Here is a 26,545-nt window from a genome sequence, read left to right on the forward strand (position 1 = left end):
CTTATCCGCTAGCGTAAGACAAATTCGAGTAAAGCTTCAGTATCTTCGCTCTCTTGTATCAGTTGGTCTGTCAGCACAAAACCGTGTCTGAGCAGCACTCGCTGTGAAGCTAAATTATGTTAACCACATGGGCAAAAAGGGGTCTTAAACTGACTAAAGGCAAAAATTGCGCTAAGGTCTGTGTCACGATACCTTTGCCCCAATATTCACGGTCAATCCAATACCCTATCAGCGCTTGTCCATCACTTTGCCAATGCCCAATATTGCCCACAAACTTGCCATCAACCACTATCGCCCTTGGTAATACATTCACTTGTCCCAGAATATTTTGATGCCAATGTTTAAAAAACGCTTCTCGATCCCGAGGAGGAAATTGAGCAAGCTGGTTAGCAATGGGATCGCTTTGATGCACAAAAATAGCTTCAAGATCACTTTCAATAATCGGGCGTAAACTCACGCTGTATTGTGTGTTTGGTTGTTTGTCTGACTTACTAGACATAGGTATCACCATTAATACTATGTATTTCAACTTGGTACAGCATGCCACATTTTATGAAGGTAAGCTCAAAAAAAAAGCGCATAACCGAGAAGGAGTTAGCGCTCGAAGAGGCAAATTTGCCGAAATTGAGGTGTGTAAATTCAAGCCATAAAACTCACACGATAGCATTCAAAGCCTAGATAAAAATCAATGCAAAAACGGGTGCGCCTAACACCATAGCGATACCAATAAAAATCATAGTCAAACTGGCGATAACGCCCTCTTGCTTGCCGATTTCATTGGCTTTTGCGGCGCCCGCACCATGGGCAGATGCCCCTAGAGCAACACCTTTACCTAACGAAGTACGAATACGCATAAATTTAAATAAGGGATCGCACACCAAGATGCCAATGACGCCTGTGATTAACACCATCATGGCCGTCAACTCAGGCACGCCGCCAAAGGCACTAGTCGCCTCCATCGCAAAGGGCGTCGACACCGAACGTACCAGCAAACTCTTAGACAATTCCACCGGCAAGGGCACAAACTTTACCAACAGCCAAGAAGACATCATCCCCAAAAACAATCCCGCCGTTACACCTAACCCTATCGTCAGCGGATACTGGCGGATCAAGTTACGCTCACGATAAATCGGCAAAGCAAAGGCGATAGTTGCTGGCGCTAACATGGCCATTAACCAATGGGTGTATTCAAAATAGGTTGGCAGCGGGATCTTAAGATTAAACACCAATAAGGTAATCACTATTGGCGCTAACACTATGGGCGCTAACCACCAGACTCTATGGTACTTATAGAGACGCTTGGCACCGAAGTAACAGAATATTGTCAGCAATAAGCTGAATAAGGCTAATCCGGTCTGCGACAACACAAAATCCACCACTTTTGAGTCTGTCATCATTAAGCCGCCTTAGCGTGGCGACGGGCTTGCTTTTTGATGTTCAGTTGGCGCTCAAAACGAAACACTCTATCGACCACAAAGCCTGTACCAAACATCACACACACACTGCCCATCACTAAAGTGAATAAAATATTGGTGCCGTATTGCTCAAACAAACCTTCGTACTTAATAACAGATATCACTGGCGGGATGAAAAACAGCAATAACTCACCAATCAACCATGCAGCGCCCAGTTGCACGGCATTTTCAGGAATAAGTTTAAAACCTAATAAAAATAAGAGTATGCCTAAGCCAATCACACTTCCTGGAATAGGAGAATGTGCCCAAGTGGCGAACCAGTGACATGCGAAGGACAGTAAACAGAAGAGGCCGATTTGGCTTAATAACAAAGCCCAATGTCGACACTGACGTATTGCGGCTTGTGGGAATGACATGATTTTCTCGGTTAGAACAAAGTTTTCTATAGGGCTATTCTAGGCTTGCCTATTTGATAAAAAAAATGAATATTAAGAATGTAATGCATGAATTTTAAGAATACATTTAAAGGTGAACCTTAATGGACCTCAAAGTTATCCGCTATTTTATCGAAATCGTCGATGCTGGAGGCTTCGGTAAAGCCAGCGAAAAAGTCCATCTCACCCAACCTGCACTATCAAAAGCCGTACGCCAATTGGAAGAGGAGCTAGACCTCATCTTACTCGAACGCGGTAAACGCGGCACCCAAGTCAAACTCACGCCCGCGGGCGAAGTTGTTTATCGACATGGCAAAGAGTTACTCGCTGGCCGACAACGTATGCTCGCTGAACTCACGGCCCAACGCAGTTTAACCGCGGGCGAACTCAATCTCGGATTGGCTCCTCTAGGCAGTGCCGAAATTTTTGCCCCGATTATTGCCAAATATCGCCAGCAATATCCGCAGATAGAGATGCACTTACTCGTCCGTGGCGGTGTAGAGCAAACCGCGGCAATCCAAAAGGGCGAAATTGAACTGGCCACTGGGATTATTGATTTTGATGAGGGTTATGACGGCATACGCGTGTTTAACGATCCTATGGTAGTAGTGCTGCCTAAGGAAAATCCGTTATCCACCCGACAGATATTATCGTTTAGTGATCTTAGTGCCGACCCTCAGGTGATGTTCGAAACCGAATACACCCTCTATCAATTAGTGCTCAATGCCTGCCGACAGGCAGGATTTGTCCCTAAAAACATCACCCGCGTTAGCCAAGCCGATTTCGGGATTGCCTTAGTCGCCGCGGGCACAGGGGTTATGGTATTGCCGCGCTCCATCGCGCGGCGCTACAGCGTGCCCGGCGTCGTAAATATCCCACTGGCGAGTGACGAGCTGCGCTGGGAGCTATCGCTCTTTTGGCGCAAAGACCAAGTCTTATCCTTCGCGGCTCAAGCCATGATCGCCTTAGTCGAGAAGCACTTAACCCATAAATAACCCTATTCTTACCAAGGAACCACTAAGCTTAAACGCACTAGCGTATCGCTATCCCATGGCAGAATAGGCAAATACTCAGCCGAGTTAACATCGACTTTGGCATAGTGGTCTAAATTGTATTGCGTGTGTTCGGCGCTCAGCACGAGCAGGCTGTCAGGCCGCCAAAAATCGGTTTGGTAACTCAGCTCAAAGCGATATTGATTCTCTAACCATTTATCCTCGTCTTGCCAGGTTTGTGCGGCCACTTGCATATGTAGCTTAGGCGTCACATTAGCCCCTACACTTCCCATAAAGGTATAAGCAAACGTACCATTCCCAAAATCGCCACGATCGTAACCTCGAGTTCTAGGCACATCGTCATCGATTTCGAGATAGTAATAACCCGTACCCGCCTTGAACTGGGCCTGTAATGCTTGCCCGTCAAAGTTAGCCGTCAACCCAGGAAATACCTTAGCTTGTTTCTCAACCGAGCTAACGGTATTACGCTTTCCCTGTAAATCGAACTGCCAACCGAATGAAAACGCGGGATTAACACGATAAAGTTCACCGCTCGCGGCATAGGCAGACTTAAACCACACAGGGATGTGGTCAGGGTCGAGTTTATCGACATCTGCGTCTATATAGGCATCCAGCGCCGCCGTCAGCAAAATATCGCTTTGGGTTTTATGTTCTAACAATAGACTCGCATTCACCCCTAAGGTGTGAGAATCCTCGACCACAAAATCATGGCTGCCTAAGCTGTAATGCCACTGAGTTTGCTCTTCGGCCTGCAGTGCACTCGATAAGCACAGGGCTAAACACACTAATGCTGAGTTGAGATAGTTCACTTTTGACTCCTGAAATATCGTTTCTAGCTTGATAATCAAATCAGCCAGAGGATTAAACTGCATAAAATAGGAATAACACCAACTAAGGTTGCCGTTAAAGAGCGGCTAAACTAGCCAATTTAATCAAAGAATAATAGGCGATAGTTCAAATTATGACACTCTCATTGAGAAGCCACTAATAAACACTACAGAAGTATAGATAGCCAAAAACCTAACAGTAACAATAGTTATAGACCAAAGCACAATAATTCAACCCAGAAAAAACAACTTACACACAAATTTGTACAGGAAAGCAGCGCCCCTCAATCTTGCGACTGAAAACCGCAAAATAGAAATGAATTTTTAATCAAATTAACAGCATAATTATTGACACTTAATGCTCATCTGCCTATAGTCGCCACACTGATAGTGAAATCGAACAAGAGAGTCTTAAATGAAAAAGTCCATGTTATTAGGCGGCCTGACCTTAACTGCCACCTTGTTGTTAGCTGGATGCGGAAAAAGCGATGACGTGTTAGTCGTTGGCACTAATGCCGCCTTCCCTCCTTTTGAATATGTTGGCGGCCAAAGTGGCGATGAAATCAAAGGCTTTGATATCGATCTGGCCAAGCAAATCGCTAAAGATGCGGGCAAGACACTGAAAGTCGAAAACATGAAGTTTGATTCACTGATCGTCGCACTCAACTCTGGCAAAATTGATTTTATCGCCTCGGGCATGACAATTACCGCTGAACGTCAAGCAAACGTCAACTTCTCTGAGCCTTACTACGAAGCGACCCAAGTGGTACTGGTTAATAAAGATAACAATAGTATTCATACGCTTGAAGATATTAAAGGCAAACACTTTGCGGTGCAGTTAGGCACAACTGCTGACATCATGTCGAAGAAATACACCCAAAATATCACCGCCTTTAATACGGGTTTCGAAGCCATTATGGAGCTTAAAAATTCAAAGGTAGATTTAGTGTTATTCGACAGCGAACCTGCCGCTAACTATCTTGCTAAAAATCCTGAATTAAAGATGATCAAACTGGATTTTCCTGCTGAGTTTTATGGTTTCGCCGTGTCAAAAGAGCAGCCTGAACTGCTGGCGAGCATCAATAAAACACTGGCTAACATGAAAGCCGACGGCCAATATCAGACGCTCGTTTCTGCCCATATAAAGTGATATCAGCATGATAGACGCAATTAATACCTCGCTGTTTAGCCCGATTGGCGAAGATGGCATGATAGGCATACTGCTGATATTAAATGGTTTGAAAGTGACGTTAATCGTCACTTTCTTCGCCATGTTATTAGGCGCAGTGTTAGGCATTGGCACCACCTTTATGAAGATGTCGTCTAAGTGGTATATCCGCTTCCCCGCCAATCTTTATGTCGGTGTGATCCGTGGCACCCCAGTAGTTGTGCAATTAGTGATCCTTTACTTCATCGTGCTTTCAGCCTTAGATGTCGATAAGATCACCGCCGCCATTATCGCTTTTGGTCTCAATAGCGGCGCGTATATTTCTGAGATAATCCGCGCAGGGATTCAAGCCGTTGATAAAGGTCAAACCGAAGCGGCACGTTCACTTGGCTTGTCCCAAGCAATGACCATGAAATCGATTATTCTGCCCCAAGCGATTAAGAATATTCTGCCCGCACTTGGTAATGAATTTATCGTGCTCCTCAAGGAAACCGCCGTCATTGGCTTTATCGGCGGCGTTGACCTTATGCGCGCCGGTGAAATCATCCGTAGCCGTACCTTCGAGGACAGTGTGCCCTTATTTACCTGCGCCCTTATTTACCTATTCCTGACCTACAGCTTCACATTTGTGCTGTCGAAATTTGAAAAGAGGTTGAAACAAAGTGATTAAAATAACCAACCTGCATAAAAACTTCGGCGATAACCAAGTGCTCAAGGGCATTAGCGAGCATATTCGTCAGGGCGAAGTGGTGAGTGTGATCGGCCCAAGCGGCAGTGGCAAGAGTACCTTTTTGCGCTGTATCAATCTGTTAGAGCAGCCAAGCCAAGGCGATATCGAGATTGAAGGTCAATTGATCACAGCGCCAAACGCCTGCGTAGATAAACTGCGGCAAAAAGTGGGCATGGTGTTTCAAAACTTTAACCTGTTCCCCCATAAAACCGTCATCCAAAACATCACCTTAGCGCCCATTAGTCTAAAACTGATGACGCCAGCTCAAGCCGAGACCAAAGCCCTCGACCTACTGGCACAGGTTGGTTTAAGTGACAAAGCCAATGCCTACCCCGCCAGTTTATCGGGCGGCCAAAAGCAAAGGGTCGCCATTGCCCGCGCATTAGCGATGGAACCAGACTTGATGCTGTTCGATGAGCCAACATCGGCACTCGATCCTGAAATGGTCGGGGATGTATTAGACGTGATGAAAGACTTAGCGCTAAAGGGCATGACCATGGTCATTGTCACCCACGAAATGGGCTTTGCGCGCGATGTATCCGATCGAGTGATCTTTATGGACGGCGGTTATGTAGTCGAATCTAGTCCACCAGATGAGCTATTTAGCCACCCGAAAGAAGCCCGTACCCAAGCGTTTTTAAGCAAAGTATTACGCTAGCTTAAGCGGCTTAAGTCCTGTCACTCACGCTCACTGTCATGACCTTTATAAGTACGTGCAGTGAGCGAAGAATTCAAATTAGGATCCCAACATTCAACGTTGATGACAAAGACTAAATTAGACAAGTCAGGATACAATCATCTTTCACAACACCATAAACATTATGCCTTTGAATTAATAGGTATTGAACAAAGCTAAATAGCCGTTTATCTGTTCAGGGAGTTTATTGTCATTGTGTCTCTAGCGACACGCCGTGAATATGTCCTTATAGGCTCGACGGCGACATCCATGTCGCCAACGGTCACTGGTGCCACAATACCAATTTTAACTACCAGTTTTGCTATATATACGTAAAAAGCTAGTAGACATAAATGGGTTAGAATTCTTGCTCTAATCTATGATTTTCGGATTAAATTTTCTATGGATTAACGCCGCACTCTAGAACAAACCGAAGCGCAGCGCAGATTTGTCCCTAGCAGCGCCTTGTTATGCGCTTGCCGCTTCACTTAAATCAATCTCCATTGGAATCTGATATGAATTTGTGTAAAGGCTAGCTTTAAATGATGCCCTCGGCGTGATCAGGACTTTTCCATCTTTTACTGAAATTGTACCTACCAGAGGAAATATATCCGATGGCCCTTTAAGATCAACAAACCTTTTAGTGAAAGTAGCACCTGTTTTGTGGTTAATGTATTTTACAAGCCCATGAGATGCTTCGCCATTTGGGCGCAATTTATATGAAACCAGAACCGAATATGACTTAGTATGTTTTGCCTTAACCGGAAGCTCGACCGCAGAACCAAATCTTTCCACCTCGTTTGAAGCAAGCTTGATTTTTTCGGTTTTTTCTATGCTCAACTTACAAAGGTGCTCAAGACACTCAAAGGTACTGCGAATTACAAATTGTTCAAGTTCGGACTCATTTAATGATTTTAATTTCTCAAAATTTACACCGCAGTCTATATACCTAAGCCACTTTTCTGGTGTTCTATCGGAAAAAACCATCGTGCCTTCTGGAATAGCATTTGTGTAGTTTACATATAGGTGATCGAATTCTCCGAGGGATAATCCATTTGCACCAAGTATTGTGGCTATACGAGCACCCCAGTAATGAAGCAGCTTAGGAAATTTGAAAAAGCTAGAACAACTCGAAGGTAGACTCTTACCTGTCTCATATAGGGAGTCGCTAGCGTAATACCTAATATCTATTAATGCTTTTTCCATTTATATATCCGATCTCTCTTCACGCATAAGCCGCAAACAGCCGCTGCTTTGTAGTGGATTGTTTTGCGATAGCGTAGCAAAACAAGGAACGAAAAAGCCATCAGGCTGGTTTGCATTGTTATGTGTTACTCACAGAATGGACAAAATAAGTTGTTCATGAAGTCTAGTGGATCAATATTGCAGCTAGGTAGTAGAACCGTAACTCTACCGTGCTTTTGACATTCTATTTCTTGGAAGCCACCTTCTGCTTTTAAAGTACTTATTTCCAGATCGCTCCAGCCGCACCAAGGGCAACATTTTATCTCAGCTTCAGTGATAGCAGCTATTTCCTGCTCCCAGTTACACTCTCCGCAATGGACTTTGCGAATCGTTCTGGCTTCTGTGAGGTTTATTACTTTGGGTCTTTCGATCATTAAGATTCCCTTACACATAACGTTGGGTATAAGCGGATCCGCGTTAGCGAATAATAAATCAAGCCATCCATTTTAAACCAACAACATAATGCACTTTGGTTTGCCTTCAACCAGCGATTGCTTTGTTAAGTAACTGAAATCATTAAGCTGTGTGCTAGGCTATATGCAGGGTGATCACTGGAAGCGAGATATTCCGATAATACCTATTCTTGCTCCCAATTATCCCCTTCTCGGCGACAAACATAGTCATAGTAAAGGGTGGAACCAAAGGGCTGAAATTCCATCTCAATGCCGTTTTCGTAATACTGACCATTTTCGCAGTCCATTCTGTCATTAAGTCGTACTAAGGCATCATGAATACCACCACGTCTAGCATTAATAAGCATCTTGACGAGAATCTCTCTTTGCTGGACAGTTAGTGACATTAGGAACTCATTTATTTCTGAATTTTCCTGCCTGTTTGGATAGCTCCCGTCTTGCAAGACCCATTTTTCAAATACTCCATCATGTAACTGAGCAAACTCGTCAACAAAGCTTTTCCACAATTCAACTGAACTCATTTTTTCTCCTGAAAGCATAACGCAGTGCCCATGCGCGTAAACTTGTAAATGCCGCAGGCCTCGAATGCCTCACTCTGTTATGTGTCTGCTGCTTCATTAAACAAAATCCTGTTTGAAAACGGATCTGTTACAGTAAAGCAACGATCGCCCCAAGGCGCATCTTCAATACTAGGTTTGTTGTATTTATATGGCTTAGAAGTCACATGAGCAAATAATTGATCAAGTTCACTCACATTCACAAAAACCTTACAGCCAGGAGTACAGTCGCCTGAATGTTCGCTCAAGTGCAAAACAAAATTACCAAGTGAAACTTGTATATAAATCGGGTAGCCATCCTCAAAGCGATGTTCCCAATCTAATTCCATCCCCAGAAAGCCAAGGTAAAACTCTTTGGCTTTATCTTCATCAAAGATCCGCATAATTGGGATTGTCTGAAACTTCATGCCATCTACTCCATCACACATAAGCTTTGTCTAGTGCGCATAAGCACCCAGTTTCAAATTTTTTTTGAAACTAATACCTGCCTTGATCACATTGTTTTTTACTTAAACCTGCTTAAAATGCTGCCATTGAATTTGTATTCCTTAATGATTTGGAGCCGTTACATGAGTGATTTAAGTTTCTTCGCCAAAAAGCGCTACACCACTAAGGCCTTTGATCCAACTAAGACGATTCCTGCGGATAAAATAGCAGAAATCAAAACCTTATTGCAGTACAGCCCATCATCGACTAACTCACAGCCTTGGCATTTTGTGTTAGCGAGTACGGCGGAAGGTAAAGCGTTAGTTGCCCAAGCGACCGAAAACTATGCGTTTAATACCCAAAAAATTCTCGATGCTTCCCATGTACTCGTACTCTGTGCTCGTGCTCAATTAGATGAAGCACACTTACTGCAAGTGCTCGAGCAAGAAGCGAAGGATGGCCGCTTTGCTAATGAAGAAGCCAAGCAAGGCCAACATAATGGCCGTTCTTTCTTCGCTAATATGCATAAATTTGAGCTGAAAGATGCCCAGCATTGGATGGAAAAACAAGTCTACTTAGCGCTTGGCACTTTAATGCTCGGTGCAAGTGTATTAGATATTGATGCGTGTCCGATCGAAGGTTTTGATGCCACTAAAATGAATCAAGTCCTAGGCTTAAGAGAGCAAGGTCTATGTGCCTGCGTGGTTGTTGCATTAGGTTATCACTCCGAAAATGATTTCAACGCTAAATTGCCTAAGTCTCGCTTAGATCAAGAAGTGATCTTCACCGAGATCTAGTCCTTCACTCTATGTAAAAAATAAGCATGCCCTTGATTTTATGTGATATAAACAAGGGCATCATGTCTAAAACTAGCCCTCTCTTAACTGCCGTCCCCTAAAACCTCACTGCTGTTAACGGCTTATTTACGCCGAGAAACCATCTAAAGTAGGAGTAAACCATCACGGTATTGCTCTAAAATTCATCTTTGCCTACACTTTGGCTCTGTGGCATAGTTTGCGGCTCAACTTAGTGAATGATCATTTATCGTCGCCTTTCGAGTCATCTTTGTTGCAGCCCAGCGGTTTTATCGGCGCATTGGTAACACTCACAATTTAGGATGGGACAGTCAGTATGTTATTTGCCAAACCCTCACTCACTGAAGAATCTCAATCGATTCGAGTTGCAAACACTAAGGGCGATAACCCACTGATTTGGCCGTTGCTTACGGTTTTACAAGCCTCAAATCAAAGTTGGAAAATCCATCACTTAGCCACTGAATTACAAACCCAAGGGCTGATCCACCAGCTTGATGAAAATCCGGGTAACGATTTATTCAAACGTAACTTCCTGCTGATGAACGCCCTGTTTGAGCTACAGGAAATATTACTGCCCAAGCAATGGCTGCAAGTCAAAGCCATGGAAATTCAAATCTTCCGCTTAGTACCTTCAAACGTTAACCTGCTGATAATGCAAGATACTTCCCTGCGTGAGTATTACCTTGATTGGAATAACTACGACACCAGCGAAAACGTAGTACGAGAATTACTTGAGGCATTCTGGAGCAATTATAAGAGCTATATTGGCTTAAATATCAATCTAATGAACAAAGGTAACGCGTTGCGAGTTTTCGAATTAGACGAGAGTGCTACCGCCCGTGATATCCGCAAGCAATGGCGTCGTTTAGCACTCAAATGGCACCCAGACAGGCCCGATGGCGATGCGGCGCGTTTTCGCGAGGTGTGCGAAGCTTGGCAGTCGCTTAGGGATATTGCGTAAGAATTTAGCCAGCGATGATGCAGAACGGGGCTTTAATCAACATGCACCGACTTAGCGATGCGATCCTGTCTGCAGTCCTGCCAAATCTAAGGTAAAACTTCCATTGAGATCACAGATTTAGCCTACTAGCTTCATGCCAATTCAGTCATAATTAAGCCTTTCCATTTAACCTGAACCTATGTGTCAACGCTGCCATTTGGGCTAGCTTAACTCCTAGGTTGAAGCTCACTCTATCTCTAATGTTGACCGTTGAATGTCAACGATAACAACGACTGACATTGTGAATTCAATCCCACCGAATTTGAGGAAACTATGATTAAACAATTAGCCTTGGCTGTAACCTTAGCGATTGCACCATTGAGCACCTTTGCCGCCAATTTTGTTGAAGGCACACATTACACTCAAATCTCGACCAAAGCGCCTAGTAGCGAACCAAAACTCACTGAATTCTATTCATTTTATTGCCATAACTGCTTCAATATGGAAACCAACTATTTGCCTGATATCAAGGCGAACCTCAACAAACAGATAAGTTTCGACAATAAGCATGTCGACTTTATGAATAGCGACATTGGCACCGAAGTGATGCGTTCATTAGCCGTGATCCAAAGCGTTGATAACAAAGACGCCTTAACCCATGCCATGTTTACCGCAATCCAAGGTGCAGAGGGCGCAAACGGCCACGATCATAGTGCACCTGGCCATCAGCACGAGCCGCAAATTAACAGCCGTGATGACATCAAAAAAGTCTTCGCCCAATTTGGTGTCGATGCGGCTAAATACGACGAATTAGCCGATAGCAAAAGCACCGATGAAAAACTGGCCCTGTGGCGCACTCAGCAAAATGAATTCAAAATCGACAGCGTCCCCGCCTTTATCGTGAACGATAAATATGCAGTAAACTTAAACAGCATCAAAACCTTAGATGAGCTAATTGGGTTAATTAACTATCTTGCCGTTGAGAAAGATGCTGCAGCGGCTAAAACCTCATCGGGTGGTAGCCTAGGCTGGTTATTTTTAGTCTTCGCCGCCGCGATAGGGGTGACACGTCAGCAACGTCTTAGCTAATTCCAGACACAAAGGTACGTTTAAGGTACAAGCGTTAATCCAAGATACGCGCTAGCATAAAAAATGGCCTCCAAATTAGGAGGCCATTTTTATGCGTGTTCAATCCAAGTGATTGTTATAAGCGCTCAATATGGGTTATGAAGTTTATTGCCGAATAAAATCAAGAATATGGCTCGCAGCCAAGACGAGATGTAGGATCAAGAAACCAATAAAAGTCTGCGCAAAGACTTGATGATAACCACGCCATGCCAGTGCTGTTGGCGTCCCTTGAACGATAAACCAAACTAGGCCCGTAACCCCTGTAGCCACCAGCAACAGCATGCCGATACCTTCTATGGCACTAAACAGCCCTTTACCACCAGCGACGGGGAATTTGCCTTTAGCAAGTCCAACAACATCTTGCTTTAACTGTGCCCAATCGCCCGCCAACCAGCCAAAGTATTGGTGCCACTTGCCATGCAGGGTATTGCTGAGTAAAAAAAGAATCCCAAGCACAGTGCACGCTAAACCTAAATATACATGCAAATAATCCCAAAAACTGGCGTTATCGGGTATCCGTCGGCCCATAAAAATCCACGGACTGGAACACACGAGTAAGATAGTCGACACGACAATCCACACATGCAGTTGCGCCATAATGACTCGGCACAAGGAGCGAAGTTTAGTCATCATACTGATCATATTTAATGCTCCTTTGCCCTTGTGACTAAGGCATACATACAGCTTTCAGGGCGCGCATAGAATAGGGCTAAATGAAGCACCGAAATTTGATATCAAGCTTAAGCGCTGTGGATCTGCTCACCAAACTCAGTCACTTTCTGCCAATCCGTGTATTCAACATTGGTAACAGGGTCCGTAGGTCCTTTCGTTAACCACATAATGAAACGGATAATATTTCTATCTAAAGCGTTATAGCCTTGGTAATTCAAGTTACCCCCAAAAACGCGCAACAATTGTGGCCGCCAAGTGGTTTTACTTAAAAATGCCTGCATGTAAGGATTGGTCTCTGGGGTGTTTTTCTCGGGTTTACGTGCCACTAAGCTGACAGAGAAAAAACCACTGACCTTATCCGTCAATACGGCTTGATGCTTTTCAATAAACTCGTACAAACTTGGGTTATGTTTACCATGGCGAATACTGGCGCCTATGATGATTTTGTCGAACTCAGTGAGCTCTGGAGCGGCCTTGATATCGGCAGTAACCACTTCATTACCCAAAGCCATTAACTGCTGTGCGAGCTTTTTAGCAATCTTTTGGGTTTGGCCGTGAACACTAGAGTAAATGATAAGAATTCTTTTCAATTTAGCCTCGATTAATCCCAAGCAAAATAACAATAAGCGGCCTAGAAAAGACGGTGCAGGCGACTTAATTTCGACTCTCTATGCCCGTTTGGCATATCAAATGACATCACAACGCTCAGACTAAATGCGCTAAAAGTAGCAATGGACACCCAGAGTCATTGGCATTCCAGTGGAATTTAACTTGGTATGCAAAAGTAAAATGACAATTATGATATTTCATACTAGGTGATTTACCCGCCAATTTACATGAAATAGATCACGGGCTTAGCGCCAAACACCCCAAGTATATGCGGTAGTTTTAACTGCCTCACAAAAATAACGCCTTAGGTATATTCTCGCTTTAGCGTCTTTGTAACCTAGGGAGTTAATTCGCCTAAACATTGTTACAAAATTGAAAGGGATAAGTCACACCTTATATAGCCAACCTAAGGAAAAAGCATTAGCATTTGAACACTTATCGCCTGAGTCCCTTATCAATGAAAGCTATTCAAGCAAAAGATCCTAAAGCACTCTTGCTGTGGATGACCTTTGTTATGTCGCTCGTGTTTGCCGTTTGGCAGGCATTGCTCAACAACTTCGTGATTGAGAAAGCCCAATTCACTGGTGCTGAAATCGGCATGTTACAAAGCCTGCGCGAAATCCCCGGCTTCTTGGCTTTTACGGCAATTTTTGTGCTGCTGCTCATTCGAGAACAAGCCTTCGCCCTGCTCTCGCTCGCCATTTTATGTATCGGCGTAGCGGTAACAGGTTTCTTTCCTCAGGTCATAGGCCTGTATCTAACGACTGTGTTGATGTCTGTCGGGTTTCACTATTTTGAAACCATCAACCAATCGCTAACGCTGCAATGGGTCGATAAAAAAGACGCGGCTGGATTTATGGGTAAAGCACTGGCGTGGCGTTCGGCGGCCGCTTTAGTCGGTTATGCCAGCATTTGGCTAGTAATGACTTGGTTGAAGCTAGACTACCTACATATGTATTTGATTATAGGCGTATTAGGTCTCATCATTGTGCTAACCATAACATGGTATTACCCCAAGTTTGAGACAACGGAAATACAACACAAAAAAATCATACTGCGTAAACGCTATTGGCTCTATTACCTGCTCACCTTTTTTTCAGGTGCGAGGCGGCAAATCTTTATGGTATTTGCGGGCTTTATGATGGTTGAAAAGTTTGGTTATAGCGTCAGTGAAATCACTGCGCTGTTCTTAATCAACTATGCCGTTAATCTACTGTTTGCGCCTGCTATTGGTCGTTTAATTGGACGTATTGGTGAGCGTAATGCGCTTACTGTGGAATATATCGGACTCATCTTAGTCTTTATCAGCTATGCCCTAGTCGAACAAGCCCATATGGCGGCAGCACTCTACGTTATCGACCATTTACTTTTTGCGATGGCAATTGCGATGAAAACCTATTTTCAAAAAATCGCCGACAGCAAAGATATTGCCGCCACTATGTCAGTCAGTTTCACCATAAACCACATAGCGGCAGTGATTATTCCTGTGCTTTTGGGCTTATTATGGTTAACCGATCCCGCCTTTGTATTTTACATAGGGGCGGGCTTTGCCGTATGTTCGTTAATACTAGCGCTGAATGTTCCGCGCCATCCTGAACCGGGTAATGAAACCTTATGGTCTTGGCCAACTAAAAGTGCGAAATCAATCGCTAAAGTCGTTAAATAAAACGGCATAATAACGAACCAAAGAATTGGCTTAACGAGATGCTCAAACTAAAGAGATGATCATCTAAAGTAAGCTACAACCGAATGTAAGAGTTCACTAAACCCTCACCTCAACCACAGTGCAGGCTCAAGGATTAATAACGCGATGAAGGATTCAGATATTTTACTGTTGGCAGAAGAAGGCGAGTCAGCATCCGAGGTATCCGCTCGCAAAAAAGCTCTGCTACTTGGTCGCCAATTAGGGCTCGCCAGTGAGCAAGAATATCGCCCTGCGAACGCCTCAATTGCCGAGCGAGCTCAACATAGAGCACGCAAGTTATCGAGCGAATATCAGGCTAATGTGGAAACCATTTTTGCCTTAGCCCTCAGTTATACCCACTCAGATGTCACTGGGGTCGATCTTGATCCCGATTGGAGCCATCAATTTTTCTTGATGGCGGAACAAATCCATAACCGTAAGATGCAAGATTTGTGGGCTCGGATATTGTCGAGCGAGATAGTCAATCCGGGCAACTTCAGTCTACGTACCCTAGCGCTGCTCAAGCAACTGACTCACAGGGAAGCACAAATTCTAGAAAAAGCCCTTGGCATGGCGGCTAAGGTGAATAACGAGCAGCGCCTAAAACTCATCAGTGGCTACCGCTTGTCGGGTGGGATTGGCCAGTATTTCCGTAAAACCACCTCAGTCAATTTAGGCTTATCCCAGTTTGGGCTACCTTATTCCAGTATTTTGACCTTAGTCGATGCGGGAATACTTCACAGCAGTGAGTTCGAAACCGGCCTACTCAATAACAAAACACCAATTCAATTTGCCCTGCAAGGCATACAAATGAAGCTTACGCCCAAGAGCGGTAATCTGCTTTTTAGCTATTATCGCTTAACACCGATTGGTGATGAACTCGCCCAACTCGTGCAACCTAAGCCGGATCAAGAATACTTGAAGGCTCTGCAGCTCTTGTTTGCTAAAGACTTTAAAATAGAATAATGCTCACGCCATAAAAAATTATGAATCAATGGTATAAGCAGTAAAACCCAGAAATAACAAAGGAGCCTAAAGGCTCCTTTTAAGCAAGATAAGGGCTAAATGTTAAGCTAGCGCTTTTGCCTTATCGGCATTAATGACATTGATCGCCGTTAAATAATCGATTAATGCACGCACTTGAGTCACTAAATCGCCTTTGCTGGTATCTATGGTTAACTCGGCGGCTAATGGCGCTTCATAGGGTGATGAAATACCAGTGAAATTGCTAATTTCGCCACTGCGCGCTTTCACATATAACCCCTTAGGGTCACGCTGCTCGCACACGCTCAAAGGCGTCGCTACATGCACTTCAATAAACTGCCCCGCAGGAAAACGGGCACGAATACCATCACGTTCTTCACGGGTCGGGGAAATAAAGGCCGATAACACCACAAGCCCCGCATCCACCATCAATTTAGCCACTTCGCCCACACGACGCAGGTTCTCATCACGGTCTTCAACCGTAAACCCTAAATCTTTACACAGACCATGGCGCACATTATCACCATCGAGCAAATAAGTGTGGAATCCCGCCTCAAATAACGCCCGCTCTAATGCACCCGCCAGTGTTGACTTGCCCGCGCCAGAAAGTCCGGTAAACCAAAGTAGTACTGGGTTTTGGCCTTTCTGCTCGGCTCTGGCGGCTTGGTCTACAGGATGTTGATGCCACACGATATTTGTCATAAAAACTCCTCAATCCCCATGTTGACTAACCGCTAACATAAGGGCAATAAACTCAAGCTAATCACTAAAATGGAAAGATGATCGGCACCATAAATATCACTATCAGGGAATACAGCACAGATAACGGCAATCCAAGGCGGACAAAGTCACTGAAGCGATAATTACCCGCATTAAATACCATCAAATTGGTCTGATAGCCGTAGGGTGAAATAAAGCTCGCGCTGGCACCAAAGACAACGGCCATAATAAAGGGCCTTGCATCGACACCGTAATTAAGCGCAATCGCGTAAGCAATAGGGAACGCCAGCGCCGCCGCTGCGTTATTGGTCACCAGTTCAGTCAGCAATAAAGTCATTAAATACACGCCGACAAAAGCGCCAAATACCCCATAACCGTTAATAACTGAGAGTAATCCTTGGGCTAAACTGTTCGCAAGGCCTGTATTCATCATCAAGTTGGCAAGCCCTAACGCACTCCCCACTATCACCACTAATTCCAATGGGAAACGGCGTTTAAGCTCAGCCAGTGTGACTGCGCCTATGGCAAAATAACTGAGCAGCAATATCACTAAACTTTTAGCCAAGGGTAATATGCCAGTGACACTCAGGATGATCGTTGCCGCAAAGCCCAGCAATACCCAACGACCACGACGACTGTCTAGACGCACATTCAAATCTAAGCCACTGATCGCTGCAAACTCTGAACTCAGCTTTGCGCTATTGCTAAAACCATCACCTGGCGTCAATAACAACACATCACCGGGTTGCAGAATAATGTCACCGAGTCCACCCTTCAGCGGATGATTTCCGCGGCGAATGGCCATCACAGCCGCATCAAATTGCTCACGAAAACGCGATGCTTTCAATGAACTACCCACTAAACTGGACGACGGTGCGAGTACAGCTTCAACTAAATTTTGTCCTTTGGCTTGATGTTTACCAAACCAATCTAAACCATCGAATTGGTGCAATAACTCAACCGATTCCACCGCGCCACTAAAGCGCAGCACATCGTCCGCTTGCAACACTAACTGGGGCGGCACAGGGCAAATACAAATGCCACTGCGTTCTAATTCAACCAGATATAACTTTTTTAGTGCCCTAAGTTTGTTATCCACCACACTGCGACCGACCAAGGACGAACCTTTCGCCACATGGGCTTCGAGCAAATATGGCAGCGCTTCTTCACCTGATTCTTCCCGTCTGTCGGGCAGAATGTTCGCCAGTAAGGTCAGTAACAAGATGCCTGCGACGACGATCACCACTGCAACTGGCGTAAACTCGAAGAAGCCTAAGGCGGGTAAGCCGGCGTTTTCTACAAAGGAGTTCACAATCAAGTTGGTCGAGGTACCAATCAGGGTCAGTGTGCCACCTAAAATTGCCGCATAATTTAACGGCAATAATAACTTAGCCGGCGCGTGAGCCTGATTGCGGCGCACAACACCAATCAGTGATGCCACGACCGCAGTGTTATTGGTAAATGACGACAGCAAAGCCGTCGAAAAACCGAGCTTTGCCATTGTCATAGGCAAAGAACTATTACCTATGACTTGACTCAACTTTCCCAGCAGGGACGTTTTTTCTAACGCCGTCGCGGCCAACACCAACAGGACCAACGTGACTAAGCCAATATTGGTAAAGCTTGTTAATGCGGTATCGAGCGCAACCATGCCAAGCAAATAACAGAGCAAAAATGCAAATAAAAACAATACCGCTGGATTGATACGGCCACTAATTAAGCCAGCCACAAGCCCTATCAAAATAATCGCTAATAGCCACAAGTCACTCACGAATTAAGCTCCAAGCTTAGTGATATCTATCGCTTGCCAATGGGGGAAGTGTTTACGCACTAAGGCATTAAACTCGACTTCAAAGGCACTAAATTGTGACGCTGTTTGCTTGTTAACATGTTGACCCGACACCACCATAACCGCGGCAACCGTCGCATTACTCAGGCGGTCGATTAAGATCATTCCGCCGGTATCGCGTACTAACGAATATGCATCAAACACTATGTCTTCGGTCAGCTCTAAGGTCACACGCGCAATCGCGTTTAACCCAAGAGTGTCCGTCGCACTGCGCGCTAAGGTGTTAACGTCAACCACATAATCGATAGCAGTCACAGAGGCTTGCGTCTTCTTACCAGCCACTTTGATGTCGTATAACTGACCGAGTTGTAATGGCTTTTCATCCATCCACACTATATCAGCGCTGATCACGTTAGCAACGGCTGGCGCAGAATCCGGTCTTGCCAGTAAATCGCCACGGGAAATATCAATTTCATCTTCCAGCGTGATAGTCACAGCTTGGCCTGCAACCGCTTCTTGTATGTCGCCATCGAAGGTCACAATACGTTCAACCTTGCTGCGTTTGCCCGATGGCAAAGCGACTAACTCGTCGCCGACATTAATGATGCCAGAGGCTAAAGTGCCCGCAAAACCGCGAAAATCTAAGTGAGGGCGCGACACATATTGCACAGGGAAACGCACAGGCAATGAGCTGAGTTCACGCTGAGTATCAATGGTTTCTAGCAGTTCAAGCAGTGTACCGCCTTGATACCAGTCGCTTTGAGTGCTGCGCTCAACCACGTTGTCACCATTAAGCGCCGATAACGGCACAAAGTGGATATCGAGGTTGCCGAAATCTTTAACAAAATCCGTAAAATCGGCACGAATACGGTTGAATACTTGCTCGTCAAACCCGAGCAAATCCATCTTATTCACAGCAACAACAAAGTGACGAATACCGAGTAATGACGCGATAAACGCATGGCGCTTAGTCTGAGTCTGCACGCCGTAGCGGGCATCGACTAAAATCACCGCTAAATCACAGGTTGATGCACCCGTTGCCATGTTGCGAGTGTACTGCTCATGCCCTGGCGTATCGGCGATGATGAACTTACGCTTATCACTTGAAAAATAACGATAAGCCACATCGATAGTGATGCCCTGCTCGCGCTCGGCTTGCAGACCATCCACCAGTAAGGCTAAATCAATGGCTTCACCTGTGGTGCCCATCTTGGCGCTGTCGCTCTTGAGGCTCGCTAATTGATCTTCATAGATCTGCGCGCTGTCGTGTAACAGACGGCCGATTAAGGTACTTTTACCATCGTCGACACTGCCACAGGTTAAAAAGCGCAGTAAGCCTTTGTGCTGCTGCAGGGCTAGATATTCTTTCACACCATGGAGGGTAATTTCTGCCGCCATGAGATTGGTTTTATTGACCGCTTTGTCCATCATATTCTCACTCTTGATCTGCTTGGCTGAAGGTCGCGCTGATTAGCGCCACCTTCGCGAAATAGGGTTAACCTTGCCGAGATTAGAAGTAGCCTTGACGCTTCTTCTGCTCCATAGAGGCACTTTGATCTGAGTCGATCAATCGGCCCTGACGTTCGCTCGAACGGGTTAACAGCATTTCTTCAATAATCTTTTCTAGACTGTCGGCCTCAGAATACATGGCGGCCGTGAGTGGGTAGCAACCTAAGGTTCTAAAACGCACCACTGCTTCTTTAATCTGCTCGCCCTCGGCTAACTTCATCCGCTCGTCATCAGCCATGATTAACTGACCACCGCGCTCAACCACTTGACGTTTAGCAGCAAAGTACAAAGGCACTAACTCAATGTTTTCTTGATAAATATATTGCCAAATATCCAGCTCAGTCCAGTTAGATAATGGGAACACGCGAATACTTTCGCCCTTGTTCACTGCGCCGTTATAGGTACGCCATAATTCTGGACGTTGGTTTTTAGGGTCCCATCTGTGGTGACGGTCGCGGAAGGAATACACGCGCTCTTTGGCGCGAGATTTTTCTTCATCGCGGCGAGCCCCACCGAAAGCCGCATCGAAACCGTATTGGTTAAGTGCTTGCTTTAAACCTTGGGTTTTCATAATGTCAGTGTGTTTTGCACTGCCATGGTCGAAGGGGTTAATTCCCTGCGCCAAACCTTCTGGATTGATGTGCGTCAGTAACTCGAAGCCAAATTTCTTTGCCTGCGCATCACGAAACGCGATCATCTCTTTGAATTTCCAACCTGTATCGACATGCAGCAGCGGGAATGGGATCTTGCCTGGATAAAAGGCTTTACGTGCTAAATGCAACATAACGGAAGAATCTTTCCCGATGGAATACAACATCACAGGATTATCGAATTCGGCTGCAACTTCACGAATGATCTGAATGCTCTCAGCTTCCAGTTGTTGTAAGTGGCTTAGTTCACGCCCGGCCATACTATTCTCCGTTACCTTAAATTCGCCGTGTTACCACAGCATGGATTAGCTCAATTTGTTTAACTGCTTAATAGCTTTAACTGTTTGCGGCTTAGTTTATCGACGCGACGGCCGAGACTCTAACCGATTGAGTCAGCTCATCACTGGCTTGAGTCGATTCAATCGCTTCAGGTTTGAACCAATGCAAGGTGTCACTCAGCGTGACAACTTCACCTATGATCATCAAAGCTGGCATTTGTAATTCTGGATCGGCGGCAAGCTGTTCAAGCTCACCTAAACGGCCGATAAAACGACGTTGCTCTTTAGTGGTTGCCTTTGACACTATCGCCACGGGTGTTTCAGGGCTTCGGCCCGCATCGACTAAACCTTGGCGAATAATGCCTGCGTTCAGAATCCCCATATACACGACTAAGGTATTGTTAGGATTAGCATAACCTTGCCAATCCATAGGGCGACTCTCTAACTGACAATGACCAGTGATAAAAGTGACGCCTTGGGCATGGTCTCTGTGGGTTAGGGGAATTCCCGCATAGGCTGACGTGCCGCTGGCAGCGGTAATGCCGGGAACGACTTCAAACTCAACCCCAGCTTCAACTAAGGTTTGTAACTCTTCACCCCCGCGACCGAAAATAAAAGGATCGCCACCTTTAAGGCGCACCACATTTTTACGAGTGTAGGCTTTAGTGACGAGTAACTGATTAATCTCGTCCTGTGCGGCGCTATGCTTGCCCGCACGTTTACCTACGGCAATCTTCTCAGCGTCTTTGGGAATAAGATCGAGGATATCTTGGCTGACTAAAGCGTCGTATAGCACTGCATCAGCGGTTTTAAGGATGCGCCATGCCTTTAACGTCAATAGCTCAACGTCGCCGGGGCCGGCACCCACCAGCCAGACTTTGCCTTTGGCCGCTTGGCCCGGTAAAGAGAAAATTTCCATCAGAATCCCCAAGATCACTTTAGTCTGTAGAAATATAGCGCGTCTTATATTCCATAATAAATAGATAATTATTAGTTTTTATATCATTTAGATATAAAAGAATGAGTGACCACTCACTTAAAGTGGGGAAAACCTTAGGTTTCAAAATCAAAAATGCCCTAAATCCAGGTTAACCCATTGAAATAAAAATGACTTAATAAGATTAAGCTAATTGCATCAAATTAATTTCTGTCCGCTAAGTGCATGATTTTGGGACTATGTTATTGCCAAAAATTCTACCTAAATATATCTCTATGTGACTAAAAATGGCTGACTACAAGATTTGTCATTAAGTGACACAGGATTTTTCCATAACCATAAATTCACTTTCTAATGTTAAGCTGGAAATAACTATCTTTGTTGAGTACGACTGACAAATAAATAAACACATCAAGGAGGGCAGATGAAACCACTTTACTCAGGTATTGCATTGGCAGGGCTATTAGCCTGTACGGACATAAATGCCGAAGAATCATTAGTAAAAGGAAGAGTAAAAGATGAACTTGCCACGGCGGATCTACCTTTTGTGATTACGCCACATAAAGTGAATTACCTTTTACCAGTCACCTACAGCCCAGATCCCAACATGGCACCTTTCACCGAAGATGCAATACTCAACCCCTATTCATTAGATGAGTTTGAGGCTAAGTTCCAAATCAGTTTTAAATTTCCTATTTGGTACAATGTGTTTGGTGATAATGGCCATTTATTTTTTGCTTACACCAATCAATCCTATTGGCAGGTTTATAACAAAGACACTTCATCACCTTTTAGGGAAACCAATCACGAACCTGAAGTCTTTATGCTGTTTAATAACGATTGGAAAATTGGCAGTGTGACCAATTCCTTTTGGGGGTTTGGTGCCGTACATCAATCGAATGGTAAAGCAGGGCCACTTTCCCGCAGCTGGAATCGCCTCTATGCCACTATGATTTTTGATGCAGGCCCACTCGCCTTCTCCACCAAAGTGTGGTGGCGTATTCCTGAAGATGAAAAAACAGATCCATATAAAGCCAGCGGCGACGATAACCCGAATATTGATGACTATATAGGTAAAGCAGAGTTTATTGGCGTTTATGGTATTGATGAACATAGATTCACTTTAACCGTTAAAACGAATCTAGAAGATATCGACAGAGGCTCAGCAGAACTGACTTGGAGTCATCCTATCGTCGGCAACTTACGCTTTTATACTCAATACTTTAATGGTTATGGCGAAAGCCTAATCGATTACAACTATCACAATCAACGTATTGGTATCGGAATTTCACTCAACGATATTCTTTAAGAAAGATATACCCACTTGATCCCGCTATTTAAGATTGTTTGGGTATATAAAGTGACTAAGTACAAAAATCGACCATAATTTGCTGCTAATCTACCAAACCTGCTGCTAAATTGCTCAGATGGACCTGAGTTTAGGGCAGAGCAGGACGATTTACATTGATCCGAATGGCATTTAAGCCGATAGTCGCACACCTTTTTGTGCCCTGAAGCAGCGCCTTAACATCATGGAGGAATATGAGTTTTAGCTACCGCAGCATAGTCATGCTACTCAGTGTCATTATTTTCGCGAGCTTACTTAAGCTCGCGTTTTTCGCTGTGCCAAAAGATAGCGCTGCACCAGTGCTGAATGCACAAGAGGTACGCCAAGATCTCTATGCCTTATTGGATCAAATCGAGCAACACTCAGCGTTTTATGCCTTAACGGCCGACAAAGCCAACCCGCAGCTTAAATTTATGGCTAGCCTTATTGTTGAACAGTATCAAGATATTACTCCCAATGATCGCTTTGCTGCTGAAGTCACTAAATTACTCAATACCCTCAAAGATCCAGGCGCTCAAGTGCATAACTTCGACGATCAAAGCGGCGATCTCCCGTTAACGCTAAGGCCAGTCAACGACCAATGGTTAGCCTTGGATAACGGTAATAATCCAGTCAACAACGACTTCCCCTTTATCACTCATATCGATGGTTTACCTATGAGCAAATGGGTAGCGACCAGTCAAGCCTACTTACCTGAGCCGGCAAAACAAAGTCAAGAAATGCAGTTACCTTGGCTGAAAAAACTTAACCTACTGCGCGAAGACTTAGGACTCAGCATAAAGCCCTATGTAGTCATTACGCTAATTAATGATGATCTGCAAAGCCAGCAGGTGACTCTCGCCCTGCCAAGCCATAAACCGCAAGTTCAATTAGCAACTATCAGTGAAAAAGACGAGACTCAAGATATTAATGTGCTCGAGTTTATTAACCAATTATCTCAATTTGAGCGCACCGAATTTCAAGACATGCCAAATCAATTAGAGACGGTCAACAATACGACGGTCAAACTTAAGATCAGCGATCTCTACGCCTTTGAATTAGATAAAGAACAACAGCAAGAACTGCTCAAAGGCATGACACATCCCTTACTGATCATTGATTTACGTGATGCCAGTGGCTTTAGTCCGAAATTATTGACTATACTGTCGCGATATCAAGATGCGGATTTAAATAACACTTTAGCACCTAACGTGATGGGATTTGCGCACTATCGCCGCTCACCAGAGCTGAGAAATGATTATCTACAGCCGCTCAATTTTATGCCTCTGGATGCGTTAGAGTACAGTCCTCCTAGGCTCAAATCTCTCACCCGTAACTTACCCTCTGTCGATAAAGAGAAATTCAGCCCTTGGTATGTTCGCACTAAGCCTGCGGTGGCTCCTGAAGGGCGAAATCGCTTAGCGCTACTCGTGAGTCCCCATTGTCGCCAAGAATGCGAGTGGATTGCCTATCGTACTAAATCTTGGTCTAGGGCAAATTTGATTGGTGAAAAAACCTCAGGCGACTTTGCACGTCAGTATCATTTCAAACTGCCAAACAGTGGATTAAACATAAGATTCAGCAGTTCGTTAACCTATGATGCACAGGGGAGACTCCTGTCCGGTATTGGGACTGAACCGGATATTTTGCTCCCTCAGAACAGTGATATTCAATGGCAAGGGCTCGTTAGTTTAATGCGCTCCGCCAAGCCCAAAGCGCAACTTGTTCTGCCAGCACAGCACACTAAGTTGGCTCAAGCTAAGCTAAATTAAGCCAAAAAAAGAGCCAGCAATCTGCTGGCTCATTTCAAACAAATATGAGTTTACTAACGCATTACTTCTTTTCAGTCGCTTTAGAATTGGCGACTGAACCTATGACCAAGCCTTGCTTATTCACATCGAAGCTCATTTGAACTCGCATGTTGTAATCTTTAAGCATTTGCATTTCTTCAGGGATCGGCTCACCGCTCATTTCTAACAGTGTAAGCACTGGCGTAAACATCTTGCCGTAATCAGCAGACAAGCTGTACATGCCATTAGCTGACAGTTTCTCGCCTGCTAATTTGTTGGCTAAAGCCAAGCCTTTATCACCGCTATACACCACTAAATGTTGGCCTTTAATCGCCAGCATTGGCTTAACACCTAACTCTGGAGGCAACATCAATATTGGAGATAAATCAGTAGCATCGCCGTTATCGGCTAATTGCACTTCAGCCAGCATAGGGGCGAAAGGTTTGACCATATTGAACAACATGGATGGGTTTTCGGCGCTAAGGCTGACTAAAGCATCTAAGCTTTCTAACTTAGGCTCTTGATCTTGTGTGCTCATTTTAAAATCGAGCAATGAAACGCTCATGCCTTTCACACCGTTAGCCATGCCAGTAAACATGCCTAGCATAGCAGGGCTCTGTTGGCTCAACTCAGCCTGCAACTCTGCCAATGGTGCACAGGTCAGTTGTGGCTTTTGCAGATCATCCCAAATAGCCGTTAATGAAGGGGTAATTTCATTGATATCTAGACCTATTCCCATGGAGAAGATAGTGCTGTCGATATCCGCCAGATGCGATGGAATAAAACCACGCATCTTTTGCATTGCCGCAAGAATAGGTTGATTCTTCGTTTCGACAACAAATGAAGCCGCCATATGGCTTTCTTTTTCAGTCACAGAAAACGCCGTTAAACCAGCAACGGTACGCGGCCAGTTAGCGGCAATCGCAGTCAGTTCGGTACGACATTCTGGTGTTCTGATTTGAGCTAATGGATCTTCACCTGCACTTTCATCAGTAAAAAATTGAGTCAGTTGCTTAGCTAGCATATTGCTATCTGCAGAGGTCAATGCCTTTACAATTTCCACATGGTTAATAAAGCTAATGCTGTCATCTTTAAAACCATGGGTCTTAATAATATCTTCTAATATGCCAGAAGCGGCTAATGACTGCGGCGCCTTCTTAATACCAAATGCCATTTCTAATAACTCAGGCTCGGTAATAGAGGTGCTGAAAGTCATCGTTAATATGCCATCTTTCTGGGCAAATAACAGTTCAGCTTTCTCTGCTGAGCTTTCATCCGATAGTGCATAAGCGCGATAATCAACATCGCCCACTTTACGCATTTCGTGGGTTACACCACTGTCTTTTTCGGCTTTATCTAATACAGCCCAAAATGCTTCGGCCTGATTAACATCAATCTTTAATACAGGCAAAGCACCTAAAGTATAAATATAAGGTTTAACTTCATCGGGGAAACCGAAGGTTTTTAACAGTAAGGCAGGATCTTTCATCCCATCCATATACTGCTGATAAATGCTAACGAAGAACTTGCCCATAGGGCTATCCTGCACACCGAGTTCATCAAGCGTGTTACTTGGATATTGCTGATAATTTCCAGAAATAGACTGTAAATACGCTTTTAACGGGAAGGGTTTTAACTGGCCCGAAAATATCGGCGTATCGGCAGGCACATAGTCGAGCAAAGGATTGGCAGAGGCACTAGAACCCGCGCCATTCTGCATATACCAATAACCACCAGCACCTGCTGCAATAATTGCCGCGGCAATCACAATCTTTTTCATTTAAGAAACTCCATTTAATGACATTCAAT

General features: G+C 44.6%; 26 protein-coding genes and 1 pseudogene. 11 read left to right on the top strand and 16 right to left on the bottom strand.

Annotation, left to right across the window (positions count from 1 at the left end):
• Positions 1 to 8: 8 nt before the first annotated feature.
• From L5M40_RS04015 to L5M40_RS04025, 3 genes and pseudogenes are all read right to left on the bottom strand, one after another.
• Positions 9 to 499 (bottom strand): annotated as a pseudogene (locus L5M40_RS04015) (GNAT family N-acetyltransferase).
• A 175-nt stretch (positions 500 to 674) separates the two neighbouring features.
• Complete coding sequence (locus tag L5M40_RS04020; protein WP_028761650.1) at positions 675 to 1,394, bottom strand: LrgB family protein; 720 nt, start codon at positions 1,392 to 1,394, stop codon at positions 675 to 677.
• A 2-nt stretch (positions 1,395 to 1,396) separates the two neighbouring features.
• Positions 1,397 to 1,831, bottom strand: coding sequence for a CidA/LrgA family protein (locus L5M40_RS04025; RefSeq protein ID WP_028761649.1), 435 nt, complete (start codon positions 1,829 to 1,831; stop codon positions 1,397 to 1,399).
• Positions 1,832 to 1,953: 122 nt separating this feature from the next.
• Here L5M40_RS04025 and L5M40_RS04030 point away from each other — a divergent pair, with 122 nt between their 5' ends.
• Positions 1,954 to 2,844 carry a LysR family transcriptional regulator gene (locus L5M40_RS04030; protein WP_219254006.1) on the top strand — a complete coding sequence of 297 codons (891 nt, stop codon included), beginning with the start codon at positions 1,954 to 1,956 and terminating at the stop codon, positions 2,842 to 2,844.
• An 8-nt stretch (positions 2,845 to 2,852) separates the two neighbouring features.
• Here L5M40_RS04030 and L5M40_RS04035 read toward each other — a convergent pair whose 3' ends face one another.
• Entirely contained in the window at positions 2,853 to 3,671 is an 819-nt protein-coding gene (locus tag L5M40_RS04035) for a hypothetical protein (protein ID WP_263175808.1), read from the bottom strand.
• Positions 3,672 to 4,104: 433 nt separating this feature from the next.
• Here L5M40_RS04035 and L5M40_RS04040 point away from each other — a divergent pair, with 433 nt between their 5' ends.
• The 3 genes from L5M40_RS04040 to L5M40_RS04050 are packed head-to-tail and all read left to right on the top strand — an operon-like array spanning position 4,105 to position 6,245.
• Positions 4,105 to 4,839, top strand: a complete 735-nt coding sequence (locus tag L5M40_RS04040; protein ID WP_071940133.1) for a basic amino acid ABC transporter substrate-binding protein — start codon at positions 4,105 to 4,107, stop codon at positions 4,837 to 4,839.
• 7 nt (positions 4,840 to 4,846) lie between these two features.
• A complete protein-coding gene (locus tag L5M40_RS04045) occupies positions 4,847 to 5,527 on the top strand; it encodes an amino acid ABC transporter permease (RefSeq protein ID WP_006085903.1) in 681 nt (226 codons plus the stop codon).
• Positions 5,520 to 6,245, top strand: a complete 726-nt coding sequence (locus L5M40_RS04050; protein WP_028761645.1) for an amino acid ABC transporter ATP-binding protein — start codon at positions 5,520 to 5,522, stop codon at positions 6,243 to 6,245. The genes L5M40_RS04045 and L5M40_RS04050 overlap by 8 nt, the downstream gene beginning before the upstream one ends.
• A gap of 486 nt (positions 6,246 to 6,731) precedes the next feature.
• Here the strand turns inward: L5M40_RS04050 and L5M40_RS04055 are convergent, their stop codons facing one another.
• The 4 genes from L5M40_RS04055 to L5M40_RS04070 form a co-directional block, all read right to left on the bottom strand.
• Positions 6,732 to 7,469, bottom strand: a complete 738-nt coding sequence (locus L5M40_RS04055; RefSeq protein WP_106649617.1) for a hypothetical protein — start codon at positions 7,467 to 7,469, stop codon at positions 6,732 to 6,734.
• Positions 7,470 to 7,594: 125 nt separating this feature from the next.
• Positions 7,595 to 7,882, bottom strand: a complete 288-nt coding sequence (locus tag L5M40_RS04060) for a hypothetical protein (RefSeq protein WP_011919877.1) — start codon at positions 7,880 to 7,882, stop codon at positions 7,595 to 7,597.
• Positions 7,883 to 8,085: 203 nt separating this feature from the next.
• On the bottom strand, positions 8,086 to 8,442 hold the full coding sequence (locus tag L5M40_RS04065) for a DUF6547 family protein (protein WP_263175809.1): 357 nt from the start codon (positions 8,440 to 8,442) through the stop codon (positions 8,086 to 8,088).
• 77 nt (positions 8,443 to 8,519) lie between these two features.
• Positions 8,520 to 8,885, bottom strand: a complete 366-nt coding sequence (locus tag L5M40_RS04070) for a glyoxalase superfamily protein (protein WP_105251592.1) — start codon at positions 8,883 to 8,885, stop codon at positions 8,520 to 8,522.
• A gap of 162 nt (positions 8,886 to 9,047) precedes the next feature.
• Here L5M40_RS04070 and L5M40_RS04075 point away from each other — a divergent pair, with 162 nt between their 5' ends.
• The 3 genes from L5M40_RS04075 to L5M40_RS04085 all read left to right on the top strand — a co-directional run bounded on the left by L5M40_RS04075 (position 9,048) and on the right by L5M40_RS04085 (position 11,748).
• Positions 9,048 to 9,701, top strand: coding sequence for an oxygen-insensitive NAD(P)H-dependent nitroreductase NfsB (locus L5M40_RS04075; RefSeq protein WP_028761757.1), 654 nt, complete (start codon positions 9,048 to 9,050; stop codon positions 9,699 to 9,701).
• Between the two features lie 334 nt (positions 9,702 to 10,035).
• Positions 10,036 to 10,680 carry a DNA-J related domain-containing protein gene (locus L5M40_RS04080; RefSeq protein WP_131524261.1) on the top strand — a complete coding sequence of 215 codons (645 nt, stop codon included), beginning with the start codon at positions 10,036 to 10,038 and terminating at the stop codon, positions 10,678 to 10,680.
• A 312-nt stretch (positions 10,681 to 10,992) separates the two neighbouring features.
• Positions 10,993 to 11,748, top strand: coding sequence for a DsbA family protein (locus L5M40_RS04085; protein WP_263175810.1), 756 nt, complete (start codon positions 10,993 to 10,995; stop codon positions 11,746 to 11,748).
• A gap of 144 nt (positions 11,749 to 11,892) precedes the next feature.
• Here L5M40_RS04085 and L5M40_RS04090 read toward each other — a convergent pair whose 3' ends face one another.
• Both L5M40_RS04090 and hemG read right to left on the bottom strand, forming a co-directional pair.
• Complete coding sequence (locus L5M40_RS04090) at positions 11,893 to 12,420, bottom strand: cytochrome b/b6 domain-containing protein (protein WP_263175848.1); 528 nt, start codon at positions 12,418 to 12,420, stop codon at positions 11,893 to 11,895.
• Positions 12,421 to 12,527: 107 nt separating this feature from the next.
• A complete protein-coding gene (hemG, locus tag L5M40_RS04095) occupies positions 12,528 to 13,049 on the bottom strand; it encodes a menaquinone-dependent protoporphyrinogen IX dehydrogenase (protein ID WP_131524263.1) in 522 nt (173 codons plus the stop codon).
• 476 nt (positions 13,050 to 13,525) lie between these two features.
• On the opposite strand from hemG, the gene L5M40_RS04100 reads away from it, so the two are divergent.
• Together L5M40_RS04100 and L5M40_RS04105 are read left to right on the top strand one after the other, a co-directional pair.
• A complete protein-coding gene (locus L5M40_RS04100; RefSeq protein ID WP_168822615.1) occupies positions 13,526 to 14,734 on the top strand; it encodes an MFS transporter in 1,209 nt (402 codons plus the stop codon).
• A 144-nt stretch (positions 14,735 to 14,878) separates the two neighbouring features.
• Positions 14,879 to 15,718, top strand: a complete 840-nt coding sequence (locus L5M40_RS04105) for a TIGR03899 family protein (protein ID WP_028761753.1) — start codon at positions 14,879 to 14,881, stop codon at positions 15,716 to 15,718.
• Positions 15,719 to 15,820: 102 nt separating this feature from the next.
• On the opposite strand, the gene cysC is transcribed toward L5M40_RS04105, so the two are convergent.
• From cysC to cobA, 5 genes are all read right to left on the bottom strand, one after another.
• Complete coding sequence (cysC, locus tag L5M40_RS04110) at positions 15,821 to 16,438, bottom strand: adenylyl-sulfate kinase (protein ID WP_105251589.1); 618 nt, start codon at positions 16,436 to 16,438, stop codon at positions 15,821 to 15,823.
• Positions 16,439 to 16,502: 64 nt separating this feature from the next.
• Complete coding sequence (locus L5M40_RS04115; RefSeq protein ID WP_263175813.1) at positions 16,503 to 18,227, bottom strand: SLC13 family permease; 1,725 nt, start codon at positions 18,225 to 18,227, stop codon at positions 16,503 to 16,505.
• Positions 18,228 to 18,230: 3 nt separating this feature from the next.
• Positions 18,231 to 19,673 (bottom strand): sulfate adenylyltransferase subunit CysN, encoded by a 1,443-nt coding sequence (gene cysN / locus L5M40_RS04120; RefSeq protein WP_113939005.1) that lies wholly within the window; start codon positions 19,671 to 19,673, stop codon positions 18,231 to 18,233.
• Positions 19,674 to 19,755: 82 nt separating this feature from the next.
• Positions 19,756 to 20,664: a sulfate adenylyltransferase subunit CysD gene (cysD, locus tag L5M40_RS04125; RefSeq protein ID WP_263171624.1), complete on the bottom strand. Its 909-nt coding sequence runs from the start codon at positions 20,662 to 20,664 to the stop codon at positions 19,756 to 19,758.
• A gap of 91 nt (positions 20,665 to 20,755) precedes the next feature.
• Positions 20,756 to 21,601, bottom strand: a complete 846-nt coding sequence (cobA, locus tag L5M40_RS04130; RefSeq protein WP_263171625.1) for a uroporphyrinogen-III C-methyltransferase — start codon at positions 21,599 to 21,601, stop codon at positions 20,756 to 20,758.
• 442 nt (positions 21,602 to 22,043) lie between these two features.
• Between cobA and L5M40_RS04135 the strand changes: the two genes are divergently transcribed.
• Together L5M40_RS04135 and L5M40_RS04140 are read left to right on the top strand one after the other, a co-directional pair.
• Entirely contained in the window at positions 22,044 to 22,928 is an 885-nt protein-coding gene (locus L5M40_RS04135; protein ID WP_113939007.1) for a phospholipase A, read from the top strand.
• 233 nt (positions 22,929 to 23,161) lie between these two features.
• Positions 23,162 to 24,718, top strand: coding sequence for a S41 family peptidase (locus L5M40_RS04140; RefSeq protein WP_198571841.1), 1,557 nt, complete (start codon positions 23,162 to 23,164; stop codon positions 24,716 to 24,718).
• 61 nt (positions 24,719 to 24,779) lie between these two features.
• Here L5M40_RS04140 and L5M40_RS04145 read toward each other — a convergent pair whose 3' ends face one another.
• Positions 24,780 to 26,516, bottom strand: coding sequence for a hypothetical protein (locus L5M40_RS04145; protein WP_263175814.1), 1,737 nt, complete (start codon positions 26,514 to 26,516; stop codon positions 24,780 to 24,782).
• Between the last annotated feature and the right edge of the window lie 29 nt (positions 26,517 to 26,545).

The organism is Shewanella sp. SM68 (genome assembly GCF_025653925.1).
Taxonomy (GTDB): domain Bacteria; phylum Pseudomonadota; class Gammaproteobacteria; order Enterobacterales; family Shewanellaceae; genus Shewanella; species Shewanella oncorhynchi.